This window comes from Streptomyces sp. NPDC052043, assembly GCF_044548235.1.
Classification (GTDB): Bacteria; Actinomycetota; Actinomycetes; order Streptomycetales; family Streptomycetaceae; genus Streptomyces.
This window is the reverse complement of the sequence record NZ_JBIUBT010000002.1, coordinates 292972-318571: the sequence shown is the minus strand read 5'-3', so window position 1 is coordinate 318571 and position 25600 is coordinate 292972. Positions and strand designations below refer to the sequence as shown.

The window sequence follows — 25600 nt, the reverse complement described above, 5'->3', positions numbered from 1 at the left end:
AGCCGTGTCGGAGATCTTTACTCCCTCCATGCTGCTCACCCCGCGTGAGCAGGACAAGATGATGATCTACCAGGTGGCGGAACTCGCCCGCCGACGCCAGGGGCGGGGGCTCAAGCTGAACGTCCCTGAATCCATCGCACTCATCTGCGAGGCGGTACTGGAAGCGGCCCGGGACGGCAAGACCGTGCCGGAAGCGACGTCGATCGGTGAAGGGCTGCTCTCTCCCGACGACGTGATGGACGGGGTGCGGGAGATCGCCACCCGGGTGCAGGTGGAGGCGACGTTCAAGGACGGAACCCAGCTCGTGACCTGCGTGAACCCGATTTCCGGCGAGTCGAAGACCTCATGACCTACCCGACTGACGGAGGAGCCAGACCATGACAGTTGGTGAGACGTTCCTCGCCGACGAGCCGATCGAGATCAACGCTGGCCGGCGTACGACACACCTGCGAGTGGCCAACACGGGTGACCGGCCCATCCAGGTGGGTTCGCACTACCACTTCTTCGAGGCCAACCGGGCGTTGCACTTCGATCGGCCGGCAGCCCTGGGTATGCACCTCGCCATCCCCGCCGGTGCGGCGGTCAGGTTCGAGCCCGGCGACGAACGGGACGTGAACCTGGTGGAGTACGGCGGCATGAAGCGGATGCTGGGGTTCAACGGGTTGGTGAACGGCGGGCTCACCTCGTCGGCCACCCGCCGCCGAGCGCTGGCGAACGCGAAAGCCCAGGGCTATCTCGACTCTGCCGACCGGTCAGGGGATCAGAGGAGGGACAGCAAGTGAGCGAGATTTCCCGCAGGCAGTACACCGACCTCTACGGGCCGACCACCGGGGACCGGTTCCGCCTTGCCGACACCGAACTGGTCTGCGAAGTGGAACGCTCCCTGATCACACCAGGTGACGAAGCCGTCTATGGCGGTGGCAAGACTCTGCGCGATGGAATGAACCAGACCCCCGGGGTGACCAACGCCGAGGGAGCACTGGACACCGTCATCACCAATGTGATCGTGATGGACCCCACCATCGGGATCGTCAAGGCCGACATCGGCATCAAGGACGGGAAGATCGCCGGCATCGGAAACGCCGGGAACCCCTTCGTGATGGACCATGTCGACGCCCACCTGCTGGTGGGGGCCGGTACGGAAGCCATCAACGGTGAGGGCCTGATCGCCACGCCCGGTGCCATCGACAGCCACGTGCACTTCCTCACCCCGGAGCAGGTCGACCATGCCCTGACCGGCGGTGTAACCACGCTGATCGGGGGCGGGGTGGGGCCCAGCGACGGCTCGAAGGGCACCACCTGCACCCCAGGCCCCTGGCACATGGCGCGAATGCTGGAGGCATGCGAGACGCTGCCCATCAACCTCGGCCTCCTCGCCAAGGGCAACTCCAGTCTGCCGGGAACCCTGCGTGAGCAACTCGAGGCGGGAGCCTGCGGGCTGAAGGTGCACGAGGACTGGGGCGCGACAGGCGCGGTGATCGACTGTGCCCTGTCGGTGGCCGACGAGTACGGGGTACAGGTGGCCATCCACACCGACACCCTGAACGAGTTCGGCTACCTGGACGACACGCTCAGCGCCATCGACGGGCGGTCCATCCACACCTTTCACACCGAGGGAGCCGGCGGGGGGCACGCGCCGGACATCATCGCCATCGCCTCCCAGCCCAACGTGCTGCCCGCATCCACCAACCCGACTCGCCCCTTCGCGGTCGACAACACCCCCAACCTGTTGTGGATGACGATGGTGACCCACCGTCTCAGCCCCAACAATCCCGAGGACGTGGCTTTCGCCCAAAGCCGCATCAGGGACGAGACGCAAGCGGCCGAGGACGTGTTGCACGACCTGGGAGCGCTGAGCATCTACTCCTCCGACTCCCAGGCCATGGGCCGCGTGGGCGAGACATTCCTCCGCTGCGTCCAGACCGCCGACAAGATGAAGAAGATGAAGGGCCCACTGGCTGGGGACAACCCCGGCAACGACAACCACCGGGTGCTGCGCTATCTGGCCAAGCTCAGCATCAACCCGGCGCTGACCCACGGCATCGCCCACACTGTCGGGTCTCTCCAACAGGGACGGATGGCGGACATCGTGCTGTGGAACCCGTCCCTGTTCGGGGTACGACCGAAGATGATCATCAAGGGCGGGATGATCAACTGGTCGATCATGGGAGACCCCAACGCCTCCATCCCCACTCCCGAGCCGGTGACCTACCGAGGGATGTTCGGCTCCCGGGGCAAGGCGGCGGCGCGGACGTCGGTCACCTTCATGTCCCAGGCCGCGATCGATGCGGATGTGTCGGGACGGCTCGGTCTGGACCGGCGAGCGGTCGCGGTGCGGAACTGCCGTGGCGTCAAAAAGCAGGACATGGTCCTCAACGACGCCACCCCCGAGATCCGGGTGGACCCCGAGACGTACAAGGTCTACGTGGACGGCGAGCTGGCCACCGTCGACCCGGCCGAGTCCCTCGCCCTCACACAGCTCTACAGCGTTGTGTAGGAGATGAACATTTCTTCCTCCCCCGACTGCTGCCCCGGCGCCAGGCCGCACGCGACGCAGGTGGGCGCAGCGGTGACGAAGGGGTCGGGCCGATCGGCCCGGCCCGCCGTTGGCTGCCCTCGTGACGAGGACGACGGGCGGTTGGCCTTCCTCGGCTGCCTGCAGTTGGCCGACTCGCTGTTCCCGACCGGGCTCTACACCCTCTCCTACGGCCTGGAGTCCTTCGCCGCCGAGACATCGGTTGACCCTCTCACGCTGGAGGCGTTGCTCATCGACCACCTGCGCCACGGCGTCGCACCAACCGACGGGATCGCCCTGGCCATCGCCCATCGAGCCGCCACCACCGATGACCTGGAGATGGCCGAACGCGCAGATACCCGGCTCAGCGCAGTAAAACTGCCCAGAGAACAGCGGGAGGCCGCAACCCGGGTGGGACGAGCTCTCCTCAATGTCAGCAGCAAGCTGTTCGGCAATCCGCACCTGCCGGCCTACCTGGCGCGCGTCCGCCAAGGCGCGACTCCCGGGAACCAGGCCGTCGCCCTGGGGCTGGTCCTGGCCGGCCTGGGCGTCCCCGTCGAGCACGCGGTGGCGACCGAGCTCTACACCATGGCCGCGGGCTTCGGGGCAGCCGCCGTCCGCCTGGGGGTCACCGACCACCTGGTCGCGCAGACGATGCTGCACAGGGTCAAGCCGCTGATCGCCGAGGAAGCGGCCGCCGCGCCGGGCAGGGACATCGGAGAGATCGGCGGCTGCACCCCCATGATCGACATCATGGCCATGCGCCATGAGCGGGCCGACGTCAGGCTGTTCACCACATGACGACGAAGAAAAGAGGATCGCCATGACCGGCCGTCACCACCACGCCGACGAGTCCACCAGGGCCGACACCGGCCCCCCTCGGGTGGGTATCGGCGGCCCGGTGGGATCCGGCAAGACCGCCCTGATCGAGGCGCTTGTTCCCCTCCTGATCGCCCGCGGACACCGGCCGGTGGTCATCACCAACGACATCTTCACCCAAGAGGACGCCCACCATGTCCGCCAGACACTGGCAGGCACCCTGGACCCCGAGCGGGTGGTCGGGGTCGAGACAGGATCGTGTCCGCACACCGCGGTGCGTGACGACCCGACGATGAACCTGGCCGCCGTCGAGGAGACCACTGGGCGTTTCCCCGACACCGACGTGGTCCTGCTGGAAAGCGGCGGCGACAACCTCACCCTGACCTACAGCCGGGCGCTCGCCGACTACTTCGTCTTCGTCATCGACGTGGGCGAGGGTGACAAGATCCCCCGCAAGCGCGGTCCCGGCATCACGCACTCCGACCTCCTGGTCATCAACAAGGTGGACATCGCCCCCTACGTGCGCTCCGACATCGGCGTCATGCAGCGCGACGCGACCCAGGTCCGTGAGGGGCGCCCGTACGTGCTCACCGACTGCCTGAGCGGACAGGGCATCGAGGAAGTGGCCGACCACCTCGAAGCCGCCTTCGCCGCCCGACAACTGGTATGAACGCGACCGCCTCCGAGCACCTCGTCGTCCCCGACTGGGTCTCGCGCCTGGATCCGCCGCCCTGCTTCGAGCCTTTCGACAACCCGGTCGAGGGCCTGCCCGTCGGCAGCACCAGCAAGGTGGGAGTCCTCGACGTCCACCTTGCCGACGACGACGGAATCACGCGCATCCGGCGGCGGCATGCCAGCGGCCCCCTCTGCCTGCTCCACCCTCTCTACATCGACCCGGGCCGCCCGGACATGGCCTTCCTCTACACGATCCAGCTCGGCGGAGGTCTCCTGCAAGGGGACCGCTACCGGGTCACGCTGGACTGCGGGCCACGCACAGCCGTTCACCTGACCTCCCAGGCGGCCACCAAGGTCTACCGGATGGAGCAGAACTACGCCGCGCAGGTGGTCGAGATCACCGCCCGCGAAGGGGCGCTCGTCGAATACCTGCCGGACCCCGTGATCCCGTTCCGCGGTTCCCGCTTCTACCAGCGCATCCGGGCCGGCGTCGCCGAGTCGGCCACGCTGATCCTCGGCGAGGTCCTCCTGCCAGGCCGGGTCGCTCGGGGGGAAAAGCACGCCTACGACCTGTTCCACTCCGACGTGGAGGTCAGCCGTCCGGACAAGACCCTCGTCTTCGCCGACCGCACCAGCCTCGCGCCGCCCCTCGCCACCCCTCGGTCCCCCGGACGTCTGGGTGCCGGTGGCGTGCTGGCGACGCTCTTCATCGTCACCTCGAAGCTGCCCCCGGCGGTGCTGGCGGATCACCTGTGGGAACTGTTGGGCGATGAGACCTCGGTGCGGGGCGGGGTCAGCGAACTACCGAACGGCGCTGGCGTGTCGGTGAGACTGCTGGGCGAGCGTTCGATGGATGTCCAGGACGCTTTTCGCCATGCCTGGGATCGGGCTCGCCAGGCTGTGGTCGGCGTCCCCGCGCCGAACCTGCGCAAGGACGGATAGGTATGAGGTAGCTGAGGTGTAGAGATGGCTTGGCTTTGGGTGGTTCTCGGGATCGTGATCCTCGTGGCGGGGCTCGTCGACCTCTTCCTGACGTCGCTCAACTACGACGAGGCCGGCTTCATCGCCACCCCTCTGGGCGCCCTGCAATGGCGGGGGCTGCGCCGCATCACCAGGCGCCTGCCCCGCGCGTGGCGGCCCAGGGTCCTGCGCCAGGTCACCGGGCTGCAGATCGCCCAGTCTCTCGTGACCTGGCTGGTGTTCACCATCGTCGGCTACGGCCTCATCTACTACGGCCAGATGTCCGGACGGAACTTTCAGTACGACGGCCGAGACCTGCACGGCGGGATCTTCGCGGCACTGTATCTGAGCGCAGCCCAGCTGGCCACGGTCGGAACCTCTCAGATCACACCCGAGACCCACGCCCTCAGGACGGTCAGCATCCTCGAGACCCTCACCAGCCTGGTGCTGATCAGCCTGGCGCTGACATTCCTGATCAACATCTTCCAGGTGGTGCGGGACCTGAGCAAACTCTCGGCCAACCTCTACGTCGCCCCGGCCGGAAGTGACGCCGTCGCCAGCCTGGCGCCCTACTTTCCACAGGGGCAGCCCACAGGGATCGACTCCCACCTGGACACGCTGAACGACGCGTTCTCCTCCTACATCGACGGCCTGCGTCTGCACCACGTGGCCTACTACTTCCAAAGCGGCCGGGACCACTTCTCGCTGCCGTACTCCCTGGACATGCTGAGCGGGGTGGTCGCCGCGCTGCGCTGGGGCCTGCCCTCGGGACACCTCGCCGCGCGGGAACCGGCCCTCAGCATGCTGACCCTGCGATTCAACCGCTTCGCGACCTACCTGCACGACTCGCTGCGGTGGCGGAGCACAGAGGTCCCCGAGACGGTGGACTTCGAGACCTTTGACCGCTCCTACCGGGGCCAAGCCACCACCGAAGACCTCTGGCTCCGACGGTTCCTCCAGATGAACCACGCCATGGAGGAACTCGCCCACGTCGACCCCGAGGATCCGGACGCCGCCTACAAGCGGTATCAGGAGTGGCTGCCCTTCGCCTTCCGCGCCCACCAGGTGGTGAGCGCGGTCAGCCGTGACCTGGACTACCAACCCATCCGGCATCCGGGTGATCGTGGACCCTACGGCGTCGCTCTCCCGGCCGGCGAGTCAACGGCAGAGGACACCGGTGGTCTCCACCTGATCACACGCCTTCTTGTCCGTCTGCGGCATGGACTGGTGGTCACCGACCCCGGCCTGAACCGTCTGACCAGCGGCCTCCGCGCTCTCCTCGCCGCCGCCGCCAGCGTGGGCACCCTGTACGGGATACTGATCGGCGCCGGCGTCGGCCCCAACGCGCTACCTGTGGCCGTGTTGGGCGGCTCGGTCGGAATGGCGGCTTCCGGGATGCCCCGCGATCCGACCCTGCGCGGGCGCAGGATCACGGCCGCGTTGATGGTCGTCCCGGCGATGGTCGGGGCCACCATCGGCGCTGCCGCCGAGCCCTCGCCAACAGCGTCCATCGTCGCCCTCGTGGTCGTCGTGCTGATCGGAGTCTGGGTCCGCCGGTTCGGCCCGCGCTTCATCGCCCTGGGAATGCTGCTGTTCATGGCGTGCTACTTCGCACTCCTCCTGCAATTTCCCATCAGCCAGGTCGCCTGGCTGGCGCTGGCCACAGTTGTGGGCACCGCCTGGGCCTACCTGGTCCGCTTCCACCTCGTCCCGGAGCGCCCGGCCAAGACGCTGCGTCTCGGCGTCCGAACCTTCTACGCCAAGGTCGCCACACTTCTCGACCCGCTGGTGGACGCGGTTTCCGCCGGCAGATGGGATCCCGACCTGGTTCACGCTGTGCGGACCGACCTGCGCCAGCTCCGCCAATGCGGGGCCTTCCTGGAAGGCCGCCTCCGTGCTACCGACCCGACCGCGATGAACGGCACGCCCCCACCGAGCGACCTGAGGCTGCGCCTCTTCGACGCTGAACTCGCCGCCGGGAACCTGGCCGCAGCAACCCGCCGCATCGCCGGTGAAGGGACACGGGTCCCCCGGGCGCTCCGTGCCGAGTTGGCCGGGCTGCTCGAAGGGGCCCAGGAGCAGGTCCGCCACCAGGGCTCCAGCATGACCTCAGCCGGCGTGTCGGCAGCCCCTCGGGACTCCGCCGTACCCGAGCGCCTCTCCCCCGAGCACTGGCCGGAACCCGCCCGGCGCGTGCACACAGCTGTGAGCGAACTGCTCAGTGCTCTCGACACCACTCACGAGGAGACGGAGAAGACCACGGACGACTCCGTCACGTCCGCCGCCGAGGTCACCGCCGACACCACTGCGGCCGGCGCCCGCCGGCTCGACCAGGGCAGGCTCGCACCGACCTCCCGCCAAGCCATCCAGGCAGCCGTCGCCACCGGATTGGCCCTGCTCGCCGGCACGGCCATCTCCCCCGGGCGTCAGTACTGGGCAGCCATTGCGGCCTTCGTCGTCTTCAGCGGCACCGAAACCGCCGACGAAACCATCGTCAAAGGGATCCAACGTCTGATCGGCACCTTGATCGGAGCCGTCATCGGGTTCGGCGTGGCCGGCTTCACCGGAGGCAACCCCGCCGTGGTCCTTCCCCTCGTGGCCGTTTGCGTGTTCGGCGTCAACTACAGCCTGAGCTTCTCCTACACCTGGGCGGTCTTCTGGGTCACGATGATGATCTCCCTGCTCTACCAGTACCTGGGCAAGCTGAGCCCTGTGGCACTGGAGCTGCGGGGGCTGGAAACCCTTGTCGGGGCGGTGATCGCGCTGGCCGCCGCTGCCTTCCTGATGCCTACCAGGACCCGCGAGAAGGTGCGAGGCGACCTGGTGGCCGTGCTCCATACGATCGACGCCATCATCGACAGCTCTGCGTCCATCCTCAAGGGTGACTCCGACCGCGGCACCCTGAGCCGCCACGGACTCGAGTTGGACCAACACATGCACCGTCTCCACAACAGCGTGGCGCCCCTCCGCCGAGCAGCCAACGCCCTCAGGCGCGACGGCGTCGAACGCCGCCTGACCGCGCTGTGGGCCCTCAGCTACTACACCCGCCACCTGATCGGCGCGGTCAGCCCACCCGCACGCCCTGATACCAGCGAACTTCCGACAGAGACCCTCAACCAGATGATGCTCATCAGCAGGGACAACATCTCCAGCCTCACACGTGTGGTCAGCGGCGAGGGACCCGGTGACACACACGACATCGAGGACACCCTGCCGTCGGAGAGGATCGACGATCTCATGCGCAAGCCGGCGGTGAGAGACGTAGTACGCATCAATCAGACCGTCGTCATCCTGATCGATGACCTCAGCCCGGGTTCTGAGAAGGTCACGCCGGCGCAGTGACCATAGGAGCGGGGCTCCAGCCGGGTGCGGGCAACGCTGTGGTTGTCCTGTCCGGTGAAGACAACCTCTACCGACAGCGGGCCGCGCGCCGCCGAAGGAGCCGTTGACGCGCGCCCCTTCCCCCGGTGCGCAGGCACCGGGGGAAGGGGCGGCGGCTCAGCGGGCGGTCTGGGTGTGGACGTGGTCGACGAGGTGGGTGAGCGCGTCGGGGTCGGTCGAGGGCATGACGCCGTGGCCGAGGTTGAAGATGTGGCCCTCCAGGCCGGCGGCCGCGTCCAGCACCTCCCGGGCCTTGGCCTCCATGGCCTGCCGGGGGGCGAACACCACGGTCGGGTCGAGGTTGCCCTGGAGCGCCTTGCCGGGGCCGACGCGGCGCACGGCCTCGTCGAGCGGGACCCGCCAGTCGACGCCGACGACGTCCGCGCCCGCCTCCCCCATCAGACCGAGCAGCTCGCCGGTGCCGACGCCGAAGTGGATGCGCGGGACGCCGTACCCGGCGACGGCCTCGAAGACCTTGGCGGAGGCCGGCAGCACCGAGCGGCGGTAGTCGACGGGCGAGAGGGCGCCGGCCCAGGAGTCGAAGAGCTGCACGGCGCTCACGCCGGCCTCGATCTGCACCTTCAGGAAGGCGGTCGTGATGGCGGCGAGGCGGTCGAGCAGGTCGGCCCACAGCTCGGGGTCGCCGTACATCATCGCCTTGGCGTTCTCGTACGTCCGGGAGGGACCGCCCTCCACGAGGTAGCTCGCGAGGGTGAAGGGGGCGCCGGCGAAGCCGATGAGCGGGGTGGCGCCGAGTTCGCTGGTGAGCAGGCCGATCGCCTCGGTGACGTAGGAGACGTCCTCGGGGGTCAGGTCGCGCAGCCGGGCCAGGTCCGCGCGGGTGCGGACGGGCTTCTCGACGACCGGTCCGATGCCCGGCTTGATGTCCAGGTCGATGCCGATGGCCTTGAGGGGCACGACGATGTCGCTGAAGTAGATCGCCGCGTCCACGTGGTGCCGGCGGACCGGCTGGAGGGTGATCTCGGCGACCAGCTCCGGACGCATGCAGGACTCGAGCATCGGGATGCCCTCGCGCACCTTGCGGTACTCCGGCAGGGAGCGCCCCGCCTGCCGCATGAACCACACCGGGGTGTGCGGCACGGGTTCACGCCTGCACGCCTTCAGGAAGGCGGAGTCGTAGGTGGCTGTCTGCGGCTGCCGGCTTGCGGGCGTCTGGTTGGCACTCACGCCCGCAAGTCTCGCATGCCCCCGATGAGGCGAAGGCCCCGGTGTGCGGCCCCGGACGGCACCGCCCCCGACGGCGGGGTGTCTTGCCTGCACGAAGGCCCGGTTCCCCTTAATCTTCCCGGCATGGCTGCGGCTCAGGGACGACTGTCGGACGGCACTGGCGGAATGGATGATCCGAAGGATCCGGGAAAAGGGGACGGTGATGGGGGCAGGACGGCTCAGGCTCCGTTGCCGTTCCGGGCGGCGGTCGACGCGCTGAGGGCCGCGCGGCTGCGGCCGCAGCTGGAGATCGAGCAGGTCCCGCCGCCGCAGCGGCTCGCCCCGTACACGTACGCGCTGGAGGCCGCGGTCGTCGACGGGGAGCAGGACCTGGCCGACGGCCGGCTGGTGCTGCTGCACGACCCGGCCGGGCACGACGCCTGGCGGGGCACGTTCCGGCTGGTGACGCTGGTGCGCGCGGAGCTGGAGGCGGAGATGGCGGCGGACCCGCTGCTGCCGGACGTGTGCTGGTCGTGGCTGACGGGGGCGCTCCAGGCGCGCGGGCTGGTGTACGGCGAGCCGAGCGGGACCGTCACGCGTGCGAGCTCGCACTACTTCGGCGGGCTGTCGGCGCGCCCGTCCGCCTCGCAGATCGAGATCCGCGCCTCCTGGACGCCCCGGGAGGGGCTGGGCGGGGTGCCGGACACCGCGTCGCACCTGGCGTCCTGGTGCGACCTGCTCGCGCAGGTCGCCGGGCTGCCGCCGGCCGGTCCTGGCGACGCGTCGGTGGTCACGCTGCCACAGCGGCGCGGCCCGCAGCCGCGCTGACGGCCGACCGCTGACGGCGCCGACGACCGACCGGTGACGGCGCTGACGGCGGACCGGCACACGCGCGCGTACACCCGTCCGGGCGCCTTACCGGCTTCTTGCCGTTTCTTTGTCGATACGGCCACTTTCCGGCAGGTATCGCTCTCGAACGACCCCGAGAACGACCCAAGCGGACCGATTCGACCTTCGGATTATCGGCAATATGTTCGAATTAAACGCTCTGCCACTCACCAGATCGTGATCATTCTCTAAAGGACACCGGGTTTGCTGCCGAAGACGACTGTGACCTTGCAAACACGGTTCTTCCCGGCTTCATCCCCACAAGCCGGCCCCGTCCCCCCACCCCCAGGAGGCCTGGTGTCCGTTCTCCTCGAGCAGCCCGCAAGCCTGGTCGCCTACCGCCCGAACAAGCCGACCGCCATGGTCGTCGTGGCGGACCCGCGCGTCCGTTCCACCGTCACCCGTCATCTGTGGGCGCTCGGAGTCCGTGACGTCATCGAGGCGTCGTCCGTCGCGGAGGCCCGTCCCCGTATCGGCAATCCACGCGACATCTGCGTGGCCGACGTCCACCTGCCCGACGGCTCCGGGCTCACCCTGCTGTCCGAGACCCGCGCCGCCGGATGGCCCAACGGTCTCGCCCTGTCCGCCGCCGACGACATCGGCGCCGTCCGCAACGCCCTGGCCGGCGGTGTCAAGGGCTATGTCGTCACCGGCACCCGCACCAACGTCGGGCTCCCCACCCGGCCGGGCGCCGCCCCCATCGGCGCCGCGGCCGCCCGACTGCACCGCCGCCCCCCGGGTGCCCCGAGCCACCCGGGTGGTTTCCGCGAGCTGTCCGGCCGCGAGGTCGAGGTGCTGCGGCTGGTCGCGGAGGGCCAGTCGAACAAGGCGATCGGCGTCTCGATGGGCCTGTCCGCGCTGACCGTCAAGAGCCACCTCGCCCGCATCGCCCGCAAGCTCGGCACCGGCGACCGGGCCGGCATGGTCGCCGTGGCCCTGCGGACCGGCATCATCCACTGACTCTCCGACCGTCCGGACCGTCCCGACTGCCCCGACTGCCCCGACCAGCCCCTTTCCCGATCCGCCCGCCCCTGTCCCCGATCCTCCGCTCCCCCGGTCGCGCCTCGCGCGTGCCCCCTGCCGGTCGTGCACCGGACACATCACCTGCCTGACCGGTTTACGACCCCCCGGCGCCCGCCCCCCCCCCCCCCCCCGAACGCGGAGCCCCACCACCCAACCAACGGGGCCCCCCCGGGGGGTCCCCGCGGGGGGTGGTCCCCCGAAAACAACCCGGGCGCGCCGGTTTCCCCCCCCCCGGGCCCCCCCGGCGGGGGGCCCGGGGGGGGGGCGCCGCCCATCCACGGATACTCTTGACATGTGACCGACGCCCAAGAGACCGCAGCAGACAGCTCACTGCGAACCACCGGAGGCGCCCCTCCGGACGACGGCGGATCTTCCGGCACCGGGGCGCCGATCCCCCTGCTCGAACCCCGAGAGGGCATCCCACCCGTGATCACCGACGCGCACGCGCTCGCCGAGGTGACCGCCGCGTTCGCGGCCGGCTCCGGCCCCGTCGCCGTCGACGCCGAACGGGCCTCCGGCTACCGCTACGGCCAGCGCGCCTACCTGGTGCAGCTGCGCCGCCAGGGCGCCGGCACCGCGCTGATCGACCCCGTCGCCTGCCCCGACCTGTCCGGGCTCGGTGGGGCGCTGTCCGGCGTCGAGTGGGTGCTGCACGCCGCCACCCAGGACCTGCCGTGCCTGCGCGAGATAGGCATGCTGCCCACCGGTCTGTTCGACACCGAGCTGGCCGGCCGGCTCGCCGGGTTCCCGCGGGTCGGGCTCGGCGCGATGGTCGAGGGCGTGCTGGGCTTCGTCCTGGAAAAGGGCCACTCCGCCGTCGACTGGTCGAGCCGGCCGCTGCCCGAGCCGTGGCTGCGGTACGCGGCGCTCGACGTGGAGCTGCTCGTCGATCTGCGCGACGCCCTGGAGAAGGAGCTGGACCGGCAGGGCAAGCTGGAGTGGGCCCTCCAGGAGTTCGACGCCATCGCCTCGGCGCCGCCGGCCGAGCCGCGCAAGGACCCCTGGCGGCGCACCTCCGGCATGCACAAGGTGCGGCGCAGGCGGCAGCTCGCCGTCGTGCGGGAGCTGTGGCAGACCCGGGACCGGATCGCCCAGCGGCGGGACGTCTCGCCGGGCAAGGTGCTCTCGGACGCGGCCATCGTGGAGGCCGCGCTCGCCCTGCCGGCCAACATGCACGCGCTCGCCGCGCTGAACGGCTTCGGGCACCGCACCGGCCGGCGGCAGCTGGAGCAGTGGCAGGGCGCGGTGGAGCGGGCGAGGTCCCTGCCCGAGTCGGCGCTGCCGCAGCAGGGGCAGCAGGTGACCGGGCCTCCGCCGCCGCGGGCGTGGGCCGACAAGGACCCGGTGGCGGCGGCACGGCTCGCCGCCGCCAAGGCCGGGGTGTCGGAGCTGGCCGAGCGGCTGCACATGCCGCAGGAGAACCTCGTCGCGCCGGACACCGTGCGGCGCCTGTGCTGGGAGCCGCCGAAGGACGCCGACGCCGACTCGGTCGGTGCCGCCCTCGCCGGGTACGGTGCGCGGCCGTGGCAGGTGGAGCAGGTCACCCCGGTGCTGGTGAAGGCGCTGTCGGCGCGGAGCGCGTAGGCGCGCCGCCGGAGGAACAGGAAGACGGTCGGGGCCGGCAGGATCGCGAGGACCGCTCCTGCCGAGAGCGTCTCCCGGTGGGCCCCGAAGGGGCCCCGGAAGCGGAACGGGGGCGTCGAGATCACGCCAACGTCTTCGGAGGGCGTGCAGAGGCGTGCGGAGGAAGGGGACGCAGAAGTCGTCGCAGACGGTGATCCCCTCCACGAGCACGGCCGTCGCGATCGCGGGTTTCAGCCGGTTGGCTGGTTCGGCCCGCTGACAGCGCTTCCTCAACCGGTAAAGTCCCCATCTCGTCAACGCTGCCACAGCACAGGCCAGTTGGGTTGGACCGGTTGAGGGAGAGCGCATGCTTCGCACCACACCGCTCACCGAGGGATGGACCCTGCGACACCCCGACGACGCGGATACCGCACTGCCGGCGGCCGTGCCGGGCTGCGTGCACACGGATCTGCTGGCCGCGGGGCTGATCCCGGACCCCTTCCTCGGCCGGAACGAGGCGGACGTGGCCTGGGTGGGCCACCGGGAGTGGACGTACGAGAGGCGGCTGGACATCGCCTCGGAGCACGAGCGGACCGAGCTGGTCTTCGACGGGCTCGACACCGCCGCCGAGATCACCCTGGACGGCCGCGCGCTGGGCCGGGTGCGCAACATGCACCGCTCGTACCGCTTCGACGTGACGGGGCGCCAGGGACGCCTGGCGGTGCGCTTCGACTCCGCGTACACCGAGGCGGAGGCCGTGCGCGCAGAGGTCGGTGACCGGCCCGCCGCCTACGCCGAGCCGTACGCCCACATCCGCAAGATGGCCTGCTCGTTCGGCTGGGACTGGGGACCGACCCTGGTCACGGCTGGCATCTGGCGCCCGGTGCGGCTGGAGTCGTGGTCCACGGCCCGGTTCGACCGGGTGCGCCCCGTCGTCACCGTGGAGGAGGGCACGGGCGTGGTCGAGGTGCGCGTCGACGTGGAGCGCACCCGCGCCGAGGCCGAACTCACCGTCGAGGCCCGGGTGGGAGGGGTGCGGGCGCGGGCGGCGGTCGACGGCCCGTCCGGGGTCGTGCGGCTCCAGGTGCCGGACGCCGACCTGTGGTGGCCCCGGGGGTACGGCGGACAGCCGCTGTATGAGCTGGAGCTGACGTTGCTGCACGGCGCGGACGTGCTGGACGTCCGGCGCCACAGGATCGGCTTCAGGACCGTGGAGCTGGACACCTCCGCCGACGCGCACGGCAGCGGCTTCACCCTCGTGGTCAACGGGGAGCGGCTCTTCGCACGGGGCGTCAACTGGATCCCGGACGACGTGTTCCCCTCCCGGGTCACCCGCGAGCGCTACCGGGAGCGGCTCGGCCAGGCGGCCGCGGCGGGGGTGGACCTCGTCCGGATCTGGGGCGGCGGCATCTACGAGAGCGGGGACTTCTACGACGCCTGCGACGAACTCGGCCTGCTGGTCTGGCAGGACTTCCCGTTCGCCTGCGCCGCCTACCCCGAGGAACAGCCGCTGCGCGGCGAGGTGGAGGCCGAGGCCCGCGAGAACGTCGTACGCCTGATGCCGCATCCCTCGCTCGCGCTGTGGAACGGCAACAACGAGAACCTGTGGGGCTTCAGGGACTGGGGCTGGGCGCCGGAGCTGGCCGGCGACTCGTGGGGCGAGGGGTACTACCTCGGGCTGCTGCCCCGGGTGGTGGCCGAACTCGACCCGACCCGGCCGTACACGGCGGGCAGCCCCTGGTCCGGGTCCTGGGCGCACCACCCCAACGACCCGGCGCACGGCACGCACCACTCGTGGGAGGTGTGGAACCGGCGCGACTGGGCGGACTACCGGGGCAGCGTGCCGCGTTTCGTGGCCGAGTTCGGCTGGCAGGCGCCGCCCGCGTACGCGACCCTGCGGCGCGCCCTGCCCGGCGAGGAGCTCGCCCCGGACTCCCCCGGCATGCTGCACCACCAGAAGGCCGACGACGGCAACGGCAAGCTGGAGCGCGGCCTGGCCCGGCACTTCGCGCCACCCGAGGGGGACTTCGACCGCTGGCACTATCTCACCCAGCTCAACCAGGTCCGTGCGGTGGCCGCCGGCATCGAGCACTGGCGCTCGCACTGGCCGGTGTGCGCGGGCACGGTCGTGTGGCAGCTCAACGACTGCTGGCCGGTGACGTCCTGGGCGGCGATCGACGGCGACGGGCGGGAGAAGCCGCTCTACCACGAGCTGAAACGGCTCTACGCGGACCGGCTGCTGACGCTCGGGGAGCAGGACGGCGGCCTTGTGCTGGCCGCGGTCAACCAGAAGGCCGCGCCGTGGGCCGGTGAACTCACCCTGCGCCGGATGTCCGTCGCGGGCGAGGTGGTCGCCTCCACGCGCACGGCCCTGCACGTCGCGGCGCGCTCGGTCGCGAACGTCGCCGTCCCGCCCGAACTGGTGCCGGCCGGCCCGAAGGAGTTCCTGGTCGCGGAGGCGGACACGCTGCGCGCCCTGCACTTCCCGGTGCCGGACCGCGACATCCCCTGGCCGCGGCCGGAGTTCGACGTGTCCGTCGCGCCCGGCGCGGTCACCGTGACCGCCCGCACCCTGGTGCGGGACCTGCTGCTCCAGGCCGACCGTCTCGACCCGGCCGCGCGGGCCGACAAGGGACTGGTCACCCTGCTCCCCGGGGAACAGGTGACCATCGGGGTCGACGGCTGGAAGAGCCCCGGCGGCCAGGAGGCGGCCGACGCCGTCCGGTCGGCCCTGTTCTGCGTGGAGCCCGCCCGATGACGGCACCCCGGGTCACCATCAAGGACGTCGCCGCCCGTGCCGGGGTGTCCAAGGGGGCGGTGTCGCTGGCCTTCAACCGCAAGCCGGGCCTGTCGGAGGCGACCCGCGACCGCATCTTCCGGGCCGCGCGCGAACTGGGCTGGGCGCCGAACCCGGCCGCCCGGTCGCTGGCCGGCTCCCGCGTGGACGTGGTCGGGCTCGCCATCTGCCGGCCGGCCCGGCTGCTCGGGCTCGAACCCTTCTACATGGAGTTCATCTCGGGGGTGGAGAGCGTCCTGGCCGAGCACTCCTGCTCGCTGCTGCTGCGGCTGGTACGCGAACCGCGGGAGGAGGCGGGCCTGCTGGAGACGTGGTGGAAGGCGCGGCAGGTCGCGGGCTCGATCCTGGTCGACTTCCGCACCGACGATCCCCGGCCGGCCGTGGCGCGGCGGATCGGGCTGCCCGTGGTCGCCGTGGGAGACCCGTCGCTGACCGGCGGGCTCACCTCCGTGTGGACCGACGACACCGCCGCGGTCACCGAGGCCGTGCGCTATCTGGCGGCGCTCGGGCACCGGCGGATCGCCCGGGTCGGCGGCGCGGCGGCCCTCGGCCACACGGCGATCCGCGCGGCCGCCTTCGACGCGGCGGCACGGAGCCTTCAGCTGGCCGGTGCGTGGCAGGTGGCGACCGACTTCTCCGGCGAGACGGGGGCGCGGGCCACGCGGTCGCTGCTGTCCGCGGCCCCGCCGGAGCGGCCCACGGCGATCGTCTACGACAACGACATCATGGCGGTGGCCGGGCTGTCGGTGGCGGCGGAGATGGGCCTGCGCGTCCCGGCCGACGTGTCCCTGCTGGCCTGGGACGACTCCCAGCTGTGCCGGCTGACCCACCCGACGCTGTCCGCGATGAGCCACGACGTGCACGGCTTCGGCGCGGACGTGGCCCGCACCCTGTTCGGCGTCCTGCTCGAAGAGGATCCGGGACCGCATCCGGTGCCGACTCCGGTGCTGGCCCCGCGGGGTTCGACGGCACCACCGGTGGTGCCGCCGGCGGTGTGACGTTCGCCGCTGTGGGCGTGGGGACTGGGCAGTCACATTACTCATGAGTAGCATGGTGCTGAGCGCGCGCTCAGCGCTGCGCGGCAGTGCCGTCCCGCACCCTGGAGGAGAGCCATCGTGCCTCGTACCGTCAAGGACGTCGTCTTCGTCGACGGCGTCCGCACCCCGTTCGGCAAGGCGGGCCCGAAGGGCATCTATCACGAGACCCGCGCCGACGACCTCGTCGTCAAGGCGATCCGGGAGCTGCTGCGCCGCAACCCCGGCCTCGACCCGAAGAAGGTCGACGAGGTCGCCGTCGCCGCGACCACGCAGATCGGCGACCAGGGCCTGACCATCGGCCGCACCGCCGGGATCCTCGCCGGCCTGCCCACGTCGGTCCCCGGCTACTCCATCGACCGGATGTGCGCGGGCGCGCTGACCGCCGTGACCACCGTCGCCGGCGCCGTCGCGTTCGGCGCGTACGACGTCGCCATCGCGGGCGGTGTCGAGCACATGGGCCGCCACCCGATGGGCGAGGGCGTGGACCCCAACCCGCGGTTCGTGAGCGAGAAGCTGGTCGACGAGTCCGCCCTGTTCATGGGCATGACCGCGGAGAACCTGCACGACCGTTTCCCGCACCTCACCAAGCTGCGCGCCGACGCGTACGCGGTGCGCTCGCAGGAGAAGGCCGCCAAGGCCTACGCCAACGGCAGCATCCAGGCCGACCTGGTGCCGATCTCCGTGCGCCGTACGACCCCCGAGGCCGGCGAGACCGGCTGGGGCCTGGTCACGGCGGACGAGCCGATGCGTCCGGGCACCACCCTGGAGAACCTGGCGACCCTCAAGACGCCGTTCCGCGTGCACGGCCGGGTCACCGCGGGCAACGCGGCCGGTCTGAACGACGGCGCGACCGCCTCGATCATCGCGAGCGAGGACTTCGCCCGCGAGCACGGCCTGCCGGTCAAGATGCGCCTGGTCTCCTACGCCTTCGTGGGCGTGGAGCCGGAGGTCATGGGCTACGGCCCGATCCCCGCCACCGAGAAGGCCCTGGCCAAGGCGGGCCTGTCGATCTCCGACATCGGCCTGTTCGAGATCAACGAGGCCTTCGCCGTGCAGGTCCTGGCCTTCCTCGACCACTACGGCATCGCGGACGACGACCCGCGCGTCAACCAGTACGGCGGCGCGATCGCGTTCGGCCACCCGCTCGCCTCCTCCGGCGTCCGCCTGATGACGCAGCTGGCCCGCCAGTTCGAGGAGCAGCCGCAGGTCCGTTACGGTCTGACCACCATGTGCGTCGGCTTCGGCATGGGCGCGACGGTCATCTGGGAGAACCCGCACTTCGAGAGCGCTGCCGGAGGCGACAAGTGAGCACCACCGCTGAGCTGTTGAAGGGCGCGGCCGAGCTGTTCCCGGGCGAGGTCGTCACGCAGGCGCACGTACGCCACTTCGACCTGCCCCGAGGAGCGGGCCGCTTCGCCCTCATCACCCTGGACAACGGCCTGGACCACACCAAGCCGACCACCTTCGGCCCGGCCTCGCTGGCCAACCTGGACGCGGCGCTCGACCAGGTGGAGAAGGAGGCCGCGGACGGCGACATCGTCGGCGTCGGCATCACCGGCAAGCCGTTCATCTTCGCGGTCGGCGCCGACCTCAAGGGTGTCGAGCTGCTCAAGGAGCGCGAGCACGCGCTGGCCATCGGCAGGGGCGGCCACGAGGTCTTCAAGCGGCTGTCGCAGCTGGCCGTGCCCACCTTCGCGTACTACAACGGCGCGGCGATGGGCGGCGGCGTCGAGGTCGGCCTGCACTGCACCTACCGCACGGTCTCCGCGGCCCTCCCGGCGTTCTCGCTCCCCGAGGTGTTCCTGGGCCTGGTCCCGGGCTGGGGCGGCTGCACGCTGCTGCCGAACCTGATCGGCGCGGACAAGGCCGTCACGGTCGTCATCGAGAACAGCCTCAACCAGAACAGGCAGCTCAAGGGCAAGCAGGTCCACGAACTCGGCATCGCCGACGCCCTGTTCGAGGGCGCCGACTTCCTGGAGCAGTCGCTGGCCTGGACGACGGCGGTCCTCAAGGGCGAGATCGAGGTCGAACGCCCGGTGATCGACCGGGGCGAGGCCTGGGACCGGGCCGTCGCCCGCGGCCGGTTCATCGCGGACTCCAAGGTGCACGGCGCGGCTCCGGCCGCCTACCGCGCCCTGGACGTCATCGCCGACGCGAAGAGCGGCGACCTCCAGCGGGGCTTCGACGCCGAGGACCAGGCCCTCGCCGACCTGATCATGAGCGGTGAACTGCGCGCCGGCATCTACGCGTTCAACCTGGTGCAGAAGCGCGGCAAGCGCCCGGCCGGCGCCCCGGACAAGAACCTGGCGCGCCCGGTGACCAAGGTGGGCGTGGTCGGCGCGGGCCTGATGGCCTCCCAGCTGGCCCTGCTCTTCCTGCGCCGCCTGGAGGTGCCGGTCGTCCTGACCGACATCGACCAGGAGCGCGTCGACAAGGGCGTGGGCTACGTCCACGCCGAGATCGACAAGCTGCTCGGCAAGGGCCGGATCAACCAGGACAAGGCCAACCGCCTCAAGGCCCTGGTGACCGGTGTCCTGGACAAGGCGGAGGGCTTCGCGGACGCGGACTTCGTCATCGAGGCCGTGTTCGAGGAGATGAGCGTCAAGCAGAAGGTGTTCGCCGAGGTCGAGGCGGTCGCCCCGGCGCACGCGATCCTCGCCACCAACACCTCCTCCCTGTCGGTGACGGAGATGGGGTCGAAGCTGAAGCACCCCGAGCGGGTCGTCGGCTTCCACTTCTTCAACCCGGTCGCGATCCTGCCGCTGCTGGAGATCGTCCGCGGCGAACGGACGGACGACGCCTCGCTGGCGACCGCGTTCGCCGTGGCCAGGAAGCTGAAGAAGACCGCGGTCCTGGTCAAGGACGCCCCGGCGTTCGTGGTCAACCGCATCCTGACCCGCTTCATGGGCGAGATCCAGAACGTCATCGACGAGGGCACCCCGGTCGAGGTGGCGGAGCGGGCGGTGGAGCCGCTCGGCCTGCCCATGTCCCCGCTGGTCCTGCTCGAACTGGTCGGCCCGGCGATCGGCCTGCACGTCTCGGAGACCCTCAACCAGGCCTTCCCGGACCGGTTCACGGTCTCCGCGAACCTCAAGGCGGTCGTCGAGGCCGGCAAGCGCGGCTTCTACGTCCACGACAGCGGCAGGCCCGAGCTGGACCCGGAGGTCACCGCCCTCCTCAAGCAGGGCGACACGGTCCTGACGGAGGAGCAGGTGCGGGCGCGGGTGCTCGACGCGGTCGCGCAGGAGATCGGCCTGATGCTGGCCGAGGGTGTCGTCGCCGAGGCGCAGGACATCGACCTCTGCCTGATCACCGGCGCCGGCTGGCCCTTCCACCTGGGCGGCATCACGCCGTACCTGGACCGCGAGGGCGTCTCGGAACGCGTGAACGGCAGGCGGTTCCTGGAGCCCGGGGTGGCGAGCGTTCCGGCGTAACACCTCCCGGCCCGCGGCGGCCCCGCGCTGCCGTCCGCCCCTGTCGCTCATCGCAGCGGCGGGGGCGGACGCGTACCGCCTGGCACTCCAGCCGTAGCTCCTGACTTCGCCGGCAGGGTGGGTCGGCAAGCGCGTCACCCCCCGCTCGCCCGGCGCTCGCCCTGGTGGCAGACTTTCGATCTGCCGCACTGGCGCGAGGGCGTCGGGGGACAAGGGGGTGTGGCTTGTGCACGGGCGAAAGCATGACCTGGTATGGGGGACGGTTCGGGTCGTGGTGGCCGTCGTGCTGCTCGGGTCGGCCTGGCAGATGGCACAGATCGCGGAGCGCAAAGGCGCGGACGACCACGCCTTCCGACGCCTGGAGATACACGATGCCGAAGGGCGGGACACGGGCCGTCTGAAGGTGTGCGGGAACAGGTACCAGGAGCCCTTCTGCCTGCGGGCGGAGCACGTCACGGTGAACGACGTGATGCTGAAGCTGAACAAGAAGACCGGGGCCCGCTACCAGTTCGAGTTCGGCCGGTCCGGCGGGCGCACGCTGGATGTGTCGCTGAACGTCAGGAGCGACGACCAGGACGTCGTCGAGGCCGCCAGTGGGCAGGGAAAGGCGACCCTGTACTGGTGGCGTGACTCGTTGCGGCTCCTGAAGGTGTCGGCCGGCGGTCAGGAGCGGACGCTCCACGCGGCGCACTACCCTGGTTGGGGGTTCACGCCGCCCGCCGCATTCGGCGCGGTCCTCGCCGGGCTGGGCTTGGCGGCCTTGTGGGCGGGGCTGTGGCGGATCGTGCGCGGGGGCGCGTCCCGGTTGAACCGGCCGTGGCAGACGACGGCGCCGGGAGTGACCTTCACCCTGGCAGGGCTGGGTGGGGCCCTGGGCGCGCTGATCGCGACGAACTCGCATTCCGTCCGCACGGTGGCGTGGACCGCGGGTGTCGTGGGCGCGGTGAGCGCGGTGGGCGCGGCCCTCTGGGCCTACCGGTGGGTGCGGCGCAGCTTGCCGGAGGTGGAGCGGATGGAGCCGGTCGTACCGGTGGACGAGCACCGCTTCCCGGGTGTCGTGTGGGGACCGGGTCCGTGGAAGGCGCTGTCGATCGGGTGGCTCCGGGCGGGCCCGCAGGGACTCGCCGCCGTGCCGCCCGGACCGGCCACCGGTACCGGCACCTTCGGAGTCCAGCGGTTCCCCGGGCGGTTGCGGCTGATCCGGGTGCGGACACCGCACCGGGACGACCCGCTAGGGGTGCGGTTCCACAGCTCTCCGCGCGAGCCGGACGGGGTGGATCGGGGACCGTTCACCGTCGCCGAGTGCGAGGCCCTGAGCGGACCGGTGCCCGGGGCGCGTGTGCTGATCGGCGCGGACAAGGACGACATGCCCTACGTGCTCGGCGTACTGTCCGCTGCCGCGTCGTTCCCACCCGGCCACGACGACCGGGACAGGCACGACGTCCAGGGCTCGTCGCACGACGGCAGTACGGCGAGCCACTGATTCCGAAAGGGTCACAGCACCGGGGCCTGCTGCGAAAGTCCCTGGCGACTCCCCGCGCGGTACGGCGCCGTCGCCGCCCCGGCGGAGGCGGGCATGACGCTGAAGAGGACCCGGGTCCCCGACGACTCCCCGCCCAAGGCGTCCACCGTGCAGACGTCGACGACGTGCAGGCCCTCGCTCCAGGGCCGGCCGGAGTCCCACGACCAGGTGCCGTCCGGGGCGACGGAGGCACGTCCCAGCGGCACGTCCCTCTCCCGGAAGCCGACCTCGGTGGCGTCCGGGGCGGATCCGGCGAACACCACCCGAGGGTCCGTCACCTGCTCGTGCGCCAGGGGCTCCGACACCACCGGTGCCGGCGGGCCGTCCGCCGCGGCCGGCGGCACGGGACCCCGGCTCGCAGGCGGTGCCGCGGGGGCCGCCGGGACGGCCGCGGCCGCGCCGTCCACAGCGGTGAAGTCCACCCCGACGCGCGCAGTCTGGAAGCCGGCCGCGTCGACCGCGTAGAGCCTCACGGAGTGCCGGCCCAGGCTCCAGGCCCTGCCCGGTTTCCAGGACCAGTCGCCGTCGGCGGCGACATCCGCCTGCCCCAGGTACTTGCCGTGCTCCCAGAAGACCACCCGGACGGCGCCCGGGGCATGGCCGGTGAACCGTACGGCGTCCCGGCGGACCTCCTCCCGCGAGGCCGGAGCCGTCACCACCGGCGGCGGGAACTCGTCCCCGCGCACCACGGAGGTGGCGGCGAGGTAGGACGCGATGGCCGACCGGTCGCGGTCGGGTTCCTCGGCGCCGTTGCGGACGTGGCCGAGGCGCGGTGGGAGGCCGTCCACGAGCAGGTTCAGGATGCCCATCAGGGCGGGTACGTTGCGCCGGGTGACCTGGGTGTGGTCGGTGATGAACGGCGATTCGCTGAGGATGAAGTTGAAGTTCTCGTACCGCTGGAACAGGCCCAGAAAGGGCTCCACCTGCTCCCCGTACTGCTCGTCCTGCGGGGAGGAGAGCAGGTAGATGTTGGCGGTCCGGCTGGTCTCGGAGCGGACCAGTTCGGGCAGGATCGCGTCCACGGCCCGCACGTTCTCCTCCGGCACCCCCGCCCCCAGCATGAAGGCGGCCACCCTGGGGTGCGTCTTGCGCACATACGTCCCGATCAGGAACTGCGGCACGATGGAAACGATGTTCCGGAAGCCGTGGCGCAGCCCGAAGTAGAGTGCCGCGCTGCCGCCCTTGGAGCCGCCCCACAGGGTTACGTCGTCCGGGGTGAGGGACAGGGACCTCATGACGTTGAGGATCAGCGCGGCGACGGACTCCGCCAGCGTGAAGTCCATCTCCTTGCACAGGTAGTAGCTGTTCATCCCGTCGAAGCGGTCACGGATCCAGAGAATGTTGGCGCGCACGTTGTCGAAGACGCCGTTCGACCAGCCGTACTCCTCGGGCGCCGAGAAGTTGGCGAAGACGACGACCAGGTGCCGGTTGCCGCTCTTGGCGTGCGTGAACCGGTACTCGACCGGGAACGTCCCCGAGGCTTCGATGCCGACGAGCAGGTGCCGGCCGTGTGCGGGCGCTTTGGACATGTACGTGGATCCAGTCTCTGAAGTGCTGCGAACTCGGCTGGGCTCAGTGCCCGGTGGACGCCGCGCCCGTGGGGACGTTCACGGCGAGCGCGTCCGGCCGCACCGCCGCGTTCCCGGACACGGTGAAGCGGACATCGGTACGCCCGGACTGACGGCCGTCCGCGTCCACGGCGAAGAGCCTGACCAGGTGCGGGCCCGTGCTCCACGGTGTGTCGCGGTGCCAGGCCCAGCCACCGTCGGCGGCGACCGGAGCGGACGCAAGGTAGGTGCCGTTCTCCCAGATGCTGACGCGCACGCCGCCGGGCGCGCGCCCCGCGAAGTGGACACCTGTGGGCGGCAGTTCCCCGTCCGCCGCGGGCACGGTCACGACGGGCGGGGCGAACTGGTCCCGCACCACCGACGTCGACTTCAGGAAGGCGTCGATCTGCGCCTTGTCGGCGTCGGGCTCCTCGTACCCGTGGCCGGTCAGGCCGATCCGGGGGGCGATCCCCTCGACGAGCAGATAGGCGATCCCGAGGAGAAGCGGCGCGTTGCGCTGGGTCACCTTCCCGTGGTCGCTGATGAACGGCGACTCGCTGAGGATGAAGTTGAAGTTGGGGTAGCGCCGCAGCAGCCCGAGGAACGGCTCCACCTGGTCGGCGTACTGCTCGTCCTGTGGCGAGGAGACCAGGTAGATGTGCGCGTCCCGGTTCGCACCCGACTCCAGCAGGCCGGGCAGGACCGAGTCGAGGAGGGCGACGTTGTCCTCCGGCATCGACTCCCCCAGCAGGTGCCGGCCGGTCTGCGGATACACGTCGCGCACGAAGGTGCCGATCCGCAACTGCGGAACACTGGCGACGATGTTGCGGAATCCGTACCGCAGGCCGAAGTGCAGCGCCGCGCTCCCGCCCTTCGAGCTCCCCCAGAGCGTGACGTCGCCGGGTGTGAGCCCCAGGGACGTCATCACCTTCGAGATGAGCCCGATCACGGACCGCTCGACGGCGAAGTCCATGTCCTTGCACAGGTAGTACGTGTTGCCGCCGTCGAACCGGTCGCGGATCCACAGGATGTTGGACCGGAGGTTGTCGAGGATGCCCGTCGCCCAGCCGTAGTCGTCCGGGGCGAAGAGGTTGGCGAAGACGACCATCAGGTGCCGGTTGCCGCTCCTCGCGTGGGAGAACCGGTACTCGACGGGACAGCCGCCGGAGACGTATGTCCCCTGAATCACCTGGCGGCCCTTCGCGGGTGCTTGAGACATGGTGGGTTCCACTCGTTGGCGTGTGACGGATCGACCGGTCATGATGTCCCGATGCCCTGGACCATCCCCCGACCCGTTCCCCGCCGTCGCGGACGTCCCGGGCGCAGGGTGGTCGCCGCCGCGGCGGCGCTGCTGGGCCTCGCCGCCGCACTGACCGCGGGACGGGCGTCCGGTCCTGCCCGGTCCTCCGCGGCGGAGCGGACGCTCACCGTGGCGACCTGGAACATGTGCGGGGTGGAGCAGTGGAACTGCCGGGGCACCGGGAGCCGCGCCGTGAAGCGGGGTGAGCTGGAAGGGCTCGTCACCCGGTCCGGGGCCCGCGTGGTCCTGCTTCAGGAGGCCTGTGCCGGTGACCTGGAGACGGTACGCGCGGCCCTCGGCCGGACCTGGCACACGGAGTTCCGGCCGTACACCTGGCGCGACGCCTCGGGTCGCACCAGCGGCGTCCGCTGCGCCGAACCCGGGCAGGGCGCCGCCGGTTTCGCGCTGCTCTCGTCGTACCGGCTGTCCGCTGTCGCCACGGTGACCGCCCAGCAGCCCACCGTGGGACTGCGGCGGGGCATCCTGTGTGCCACCGTCGCGTCGCGTGGCCTGCGGGTGTGCACCGCCCACCTCAGCCCGCGCGGAAGCGACCGGGCCCATCCGGACTGGGAGCTGCGCGACGACCAGCTCAGGGCGCTGGCGGCCGCGGTACCCGCGCGGCGCACCGTCTACGGCGGTGATCTGAACGTGGATCCGCCGGGACCGCGCAATCCCTCCTCGTGGGTCTGGTCGGGCGGCCCCTACGGCACGCACCAGGAGTGCGACCAGGCGTCCGCGTCGTCCCGTTCCGGCCGTGCCACGCATCTTTCCGGGCACAAGCTGGACTACCTGTTCACCGGACTTCCCCGCGTCCGGTGCACCGTGCGCGACACCGGCGCCTCCGACCACTTCGCCCTGCTGCTCCAGGTGCGCACGGGATGAGGAAGCGCCGGCGGAACCCCCGTCCGGGCGTGCGGAGGTACCCGACGCAGTGACCGCCTCCGGCTGCTCCACGGGCGCGGTCATGGCCGT

The 25600-nt window shown here is 70.9% G+C and carries 19 protein-coding genes and 1 pseudogene; 16 read left to right on the top strand and 4 right to left on the bottom strand.

The window, feature by feature from the left end:
• Window positions 1–28 precede the first annotated feature (28 nt).
• The 7 genes from ACIHCX_RS06055 to ACIHCX_RS06025 are packed head-to-tail and all read left to right on the top strand — an operon-like array spanning window position 29 to window position 8311.
• Window positions 29–349, top strand: coding sequence for an urease subunit gamma (locus ACIHCX_RS06055; RefSeq protein WP_400027042.1), 321 nt, complete (start codon window positions 29–31; stop codon window positions 347–349).
• A gap of 28 nt (window positions 350–377) precedes the next feature.
• Window positions 378–782 carry an urease subunit beta gene (locus ACIHCX_RS06050; RefSeq protein WP_400027040.1) on the top strand — a complete coding sequence of 135 codons (405 nt, stop codon included), beginning with the start codon at window positions 378–380 and terminating at the stop codon, window positions 780–782.
• Window positions 779–2497, top strand: coding sequence for an urease subunit alpha (gene ureC / locus ACIHCX_RS06045; RefSeq protein WP_400027038.1), 1719 nt, complete (start codon window positions 779–781; stop codon window positions 2495–2497). The genes ACIHCX_RS06050 and ureC overlap by 4 nt, the downstream gene beginning before the upstream one ends.
• Before the next feature lie 3 nt (window positions 2498–2500).
• A complete protein-coding gene (locus ACIHCX_RS06040) occupies window positions 2501–3316 on the top strand; it encodes an urease accessory protein UreF (RefSeq protein ID WP_400027037.1) in 816 nt (271 codons plus the stop codon).
• Window positions 3317–3338: 22 nt separating this feature from the next.
• Window positions 3339–4004, top strand: coding sequence for an urease accessory protein UreG (gene ureG / locus ACIHCX_RS06035; protein ID WP_400027035.1), 666 nt, complete (start codon window positions 3339–3341; stop codon window positions 4002–4004).
• Window positions 4001–4951: an urease accessory protein UreD gene (locus ACIHCX_RS06030; RefSeq protein ID WP_400027034.1), complete on the top strand. Its 951-nt coding sequence runs from the start codon at window positions 4001–4003 to the stop codon at window positions 4949–4951. Before ureG ends, ACIHCX_RS06030 begins: the two co-directional genes overlap by 4 nt.
• A gap of 24 nt (window positions 4952–4975) precedes the next feature.
• The gene (locus ACIHCX_RS06025) at window positions 4976–8311 is read left to right on the top strand and encodes an FUSC family protein (protein ID WP_400027033.1); all 3336 of its coding nucleotides are present in this window, start codon (window positions 4976–4978) and stop codon (window positions 8309–8311) included.
• Window positions 8312–8467: 156 nt separating this feature from the next.
• Here ACIHCX_RS06025 and hemE read toward each other — a convergent pair whose 3' ends face one another.
• Complete coding sequence (hemE, locus tag ACIHCX_RS06020) at window positions 8468–9538, bottom strand: uroporphyrinogen decarboxylase (RefSeq protein ID WP_400027031.1); 1071 nt, start codon at window positions 9536–9538, stop codon at window positions 8468–8470.
• Between the two features lie 123 nt (window positions 9539–9661).
• Here hemE and ACIHCX_RS06015 point away from each other — a divergent pair, with 123 nt between their 5' ends.
• From ACIHCX_RS06015 to ACIHCX_RS06005, 3 genes are all read left to right on the top strand, one after another.
• The gene (locus ACIHCX_RS06015) at window positions 9662–10345 is read left to right on the top strand and encodes a DUF3000 domain-containing protein (protein WP_400027030.1); all 684 of its coding nucleotides are present in this window, start codon (window positions 9662–9664) and stop codon (window positions 10343–10345) included.
• Between the two features lie 357 nt (window positions 10346–10702).
• The gene (locus ACIHCX_RS06010; protein WP_100572546.1) at window positions 10703–11365 is read left to right on the top strand and encodes a response regulator transcription factor; all 663 of its coding nucleotides are present in this window, start codon (window positions 10703–10705) and stop codon (window positions 11363–11365) included.
• Between the two features lie 357 nt (window positions 11366–11722).
• On the top strand, window positions 11723–13012 hold the full coding sequence (locus ACIHCX_RS06005) for a ribonuclease D (protein ID WP_400027027.1): 1290 nt from the start codon (window positions 11723–11725) through the stop codon (window positions 13010–13012).
• Here the strand turns inward: ACIHCX_RS06005 and ACIHCX_RS06000 are convergent.
• Window positions 13009–13246 (bottom strand): annotated as a pseudogene (locus ACIHCX_RS06000) (carbohydrate ABC transporter permease); the annotation flags it as partial. The gene ACIHCX_RS06005 and the pseudogene ACIHCX_RS06000 overlap by 4 nt on opposite strands.
• A 112-nt stretch (window positions 13247–13358) precedes the next feature.
• On the opposite strand from ACIHCX_RS06000, the gene ACIHCX_RS05995 reads away from it, so the two are divergent.
• The 5 genes from ACIHCX_RS05995 to ACIHCX_RS05975 all read left to right on the top strand — a co-directional run bounded on the left by ACIHCX_RS05995 (window position 13359) and on the right by ACIHCX_RS05975 (window position 21742).
• Window positions 13359–15749, top strand: coding sequence for a glycoside hydrolase family 2 protein (locus tag ACIHCX_RS05995; RefSeq protein ID WP_400027026.1), 2391 nt, complete (start codon window positions 13359–13361; stop codon window positions 15747–15749).
• On the top strand, window positions 15746–16786 hold the full coding sequence (locus tag ACIHCX_RS05990) for a LacI family DNA-binding transcriptional regulator (protein ID WP_400027024.1): 1041 nt from the start codon (window positions 15746–15748) through the stop codon (window positions 16784–16786). The genes ACIHCX_RS05995 and ACIHCX_RS05990 overlap by 4 nt, the downstream gene beginning before the upstream one ends.
• Window positions 16787–16903: 117 nt before the next feature.
• Window positions 16904–18133: a thiolase family protein gene (locus ACIHCX_RS05985; protein WP_400027022.1), complete on the top strand. Its 1230-nt coding sequence runs from the start codon at window positions 16904–16906 to the stop codon at window positions 18131–18133.
• The gene (locus ACIHCX_RS05980; RefSeq protein ID WP_400027020.1) at window positions 18130–20259 is read left to right on the top strand and encodes a 3-hydroxyacyl-CoA dehydrogenase NAD-binding domain-containing protein; all 2130 of its coding nucleotides are present in this window, start codon (window positions 18130–18132) and stop codon (window positions 20257–20259) included. Before ACIHCX_RS05985 ends, ACIHCX_RS05980 begins: the two co-directional genes overlap by 4 nt.
• A 271-nt stretch (window positions 20260–20530) precedes the next feature.
• Window positions 20531–21742 (top strand): hypothetical protein, encoded by a 1212-nt coding sequence (locus ACIHCX_RS05975; protein WP_400027018.1) that lies wholly within the window; start codon window positions 20531–20533, stop codon window positions 21740–21742.
• Window positions 21743–21753: 11 nt separating this feature from the next.
• Here the strand turns inward: ACIHCX_RS05975 and ACIHCX_RS05970 are convergent, their stop codons facing one another.
• Window positions 21754–23310, bottom strand: a complete 1557-nt coding sequence (locus ACIHCX_RS05970; protein WP_400027017.1) for a hypothetical protein — start codon at window positions 23308–23310, stop codon at window positions 21754–21756.
• A 43-nt stretch (window positions 23311–23353) separates the two neighbouring features.
• The gene (locus ACIHCX_RS05965) at window positions 23354–24547 is read right to left on the bottom strand and encodes a hypothetical protein (protein WP_400027015.1); all 1194 of its coding nucleotides are present in this window, start codon (window positions 24545–24547) and stop codon (window positions 23354–23356) included.
• Window positions 24548–24598: 51 nt separating this feature from the next.
• Here ACIHCX_RS05965 and ACIHCX_RS05960 point away from each other — a divergent pair, with 51 nt between their 5' ends.
• Window positions 24599–25510 (top strand): endonuclease/exonuclease/phosphatase family protein, encoded by a 912-nt coding sequence (locus ACIHCX_RS05960; RefSeq protein ID WP_400027013.1) that lies wholly within the window; start codon window positions 24599–24601, stop codon window positions 25508–25510.
• Window positions 25511–25600 lie beyond the last annotated feature (90 nt).

Excerpts from the sequence above, each read along its gene's own strand:
- ACIHCX_RS06055 (WP_400027042.1), top strand. The coding sequence starts at position 29 with ATGCTGCTCACCCCGCGTGAGCAGGACAAGATGATGATCTACCAGGTG.
- ACIHCX_RS06050 (WP_400027040.1), top strand. The coding sequence starts at position 378 with ATGACAGTTGGTGAGACGTTCCTCGCCGACGAGCCGATCGAGATCAAC.
- ACIHCX_RS06040 (WP_400027037.1), top strand. The coding sequence starts at position 2,501 with ATGAACATTTCTTCCTCCCCCGACTGCTGCCCCGGCGCCAGGCCGCAC.
- ureG (WP_400027035.1), top strand. The coding sequence starts at position 3,339 with ATGACCGGCCGTCACCACCACGCCGACGAGTCCACCAGGGCCGACACC.
- ACIHCX_RS06030 (WP_400027034.1), top strand. The coding sequence starts at position 4,001 with ATGAACGCGACCGCCTCCGAGCACCTCGTCGTCCCCGACTGGGTCTCG.
- ACIHCX_RS06025 (WP_400027033.1), top strand. The coding sequence starts at position 4,976 with ATGGCTTGGCTTTGGGTGGTTCTCGGGATCGTGATCCTCGTGGCGGGG.
- ACIHCX_RS06015 (WP_400027030.1), top strand. The coding sequence starts at position 9,662 with ATGGCTGCGGCTCAGGGACGACTGTCGGACGGCACTGGCGGAATGGAT.
- ACIHCX_RS05995 (WP_400027026.1), top strand. The coding sequence starts at position 13,359 with ATGCTTCGCACCACACCGCTCACCGAGGGATGGACCCTGCGACACCCC.
- ACIHCX_RS05990 (WP_400027024.1), top strand. The coding sequence starts at position 15,746 with ATGACGGCACCCCGGGTCACCATCAAGGACGTCGCCGCCCGTGCCGGG.
- ACIHCX_RS05970 (WP_400027017.1), bottom strand. The coding sequence starts at position 23,310 with ATGTCCAAAGCGCCCGCACACGGCCGGCACCTGCTCGTCGGCATCGAA.
- ACIHCX_RS05965 (WP_400027015.1), bottom strand. The coding sequence starts at position 24,547 with ATGTCTCAAGCACCCGCGAAGGGCCGCCAGGTGATTCAGGGGACATAC.
- ACIHCX_RS05960 (WP_400027013.1), top strand. The coding sequence starts at position 24,599 with ATGCCCTGGACCATCCCCCGACCCGTTCCCCGCCGTCGCGGACGTCCC.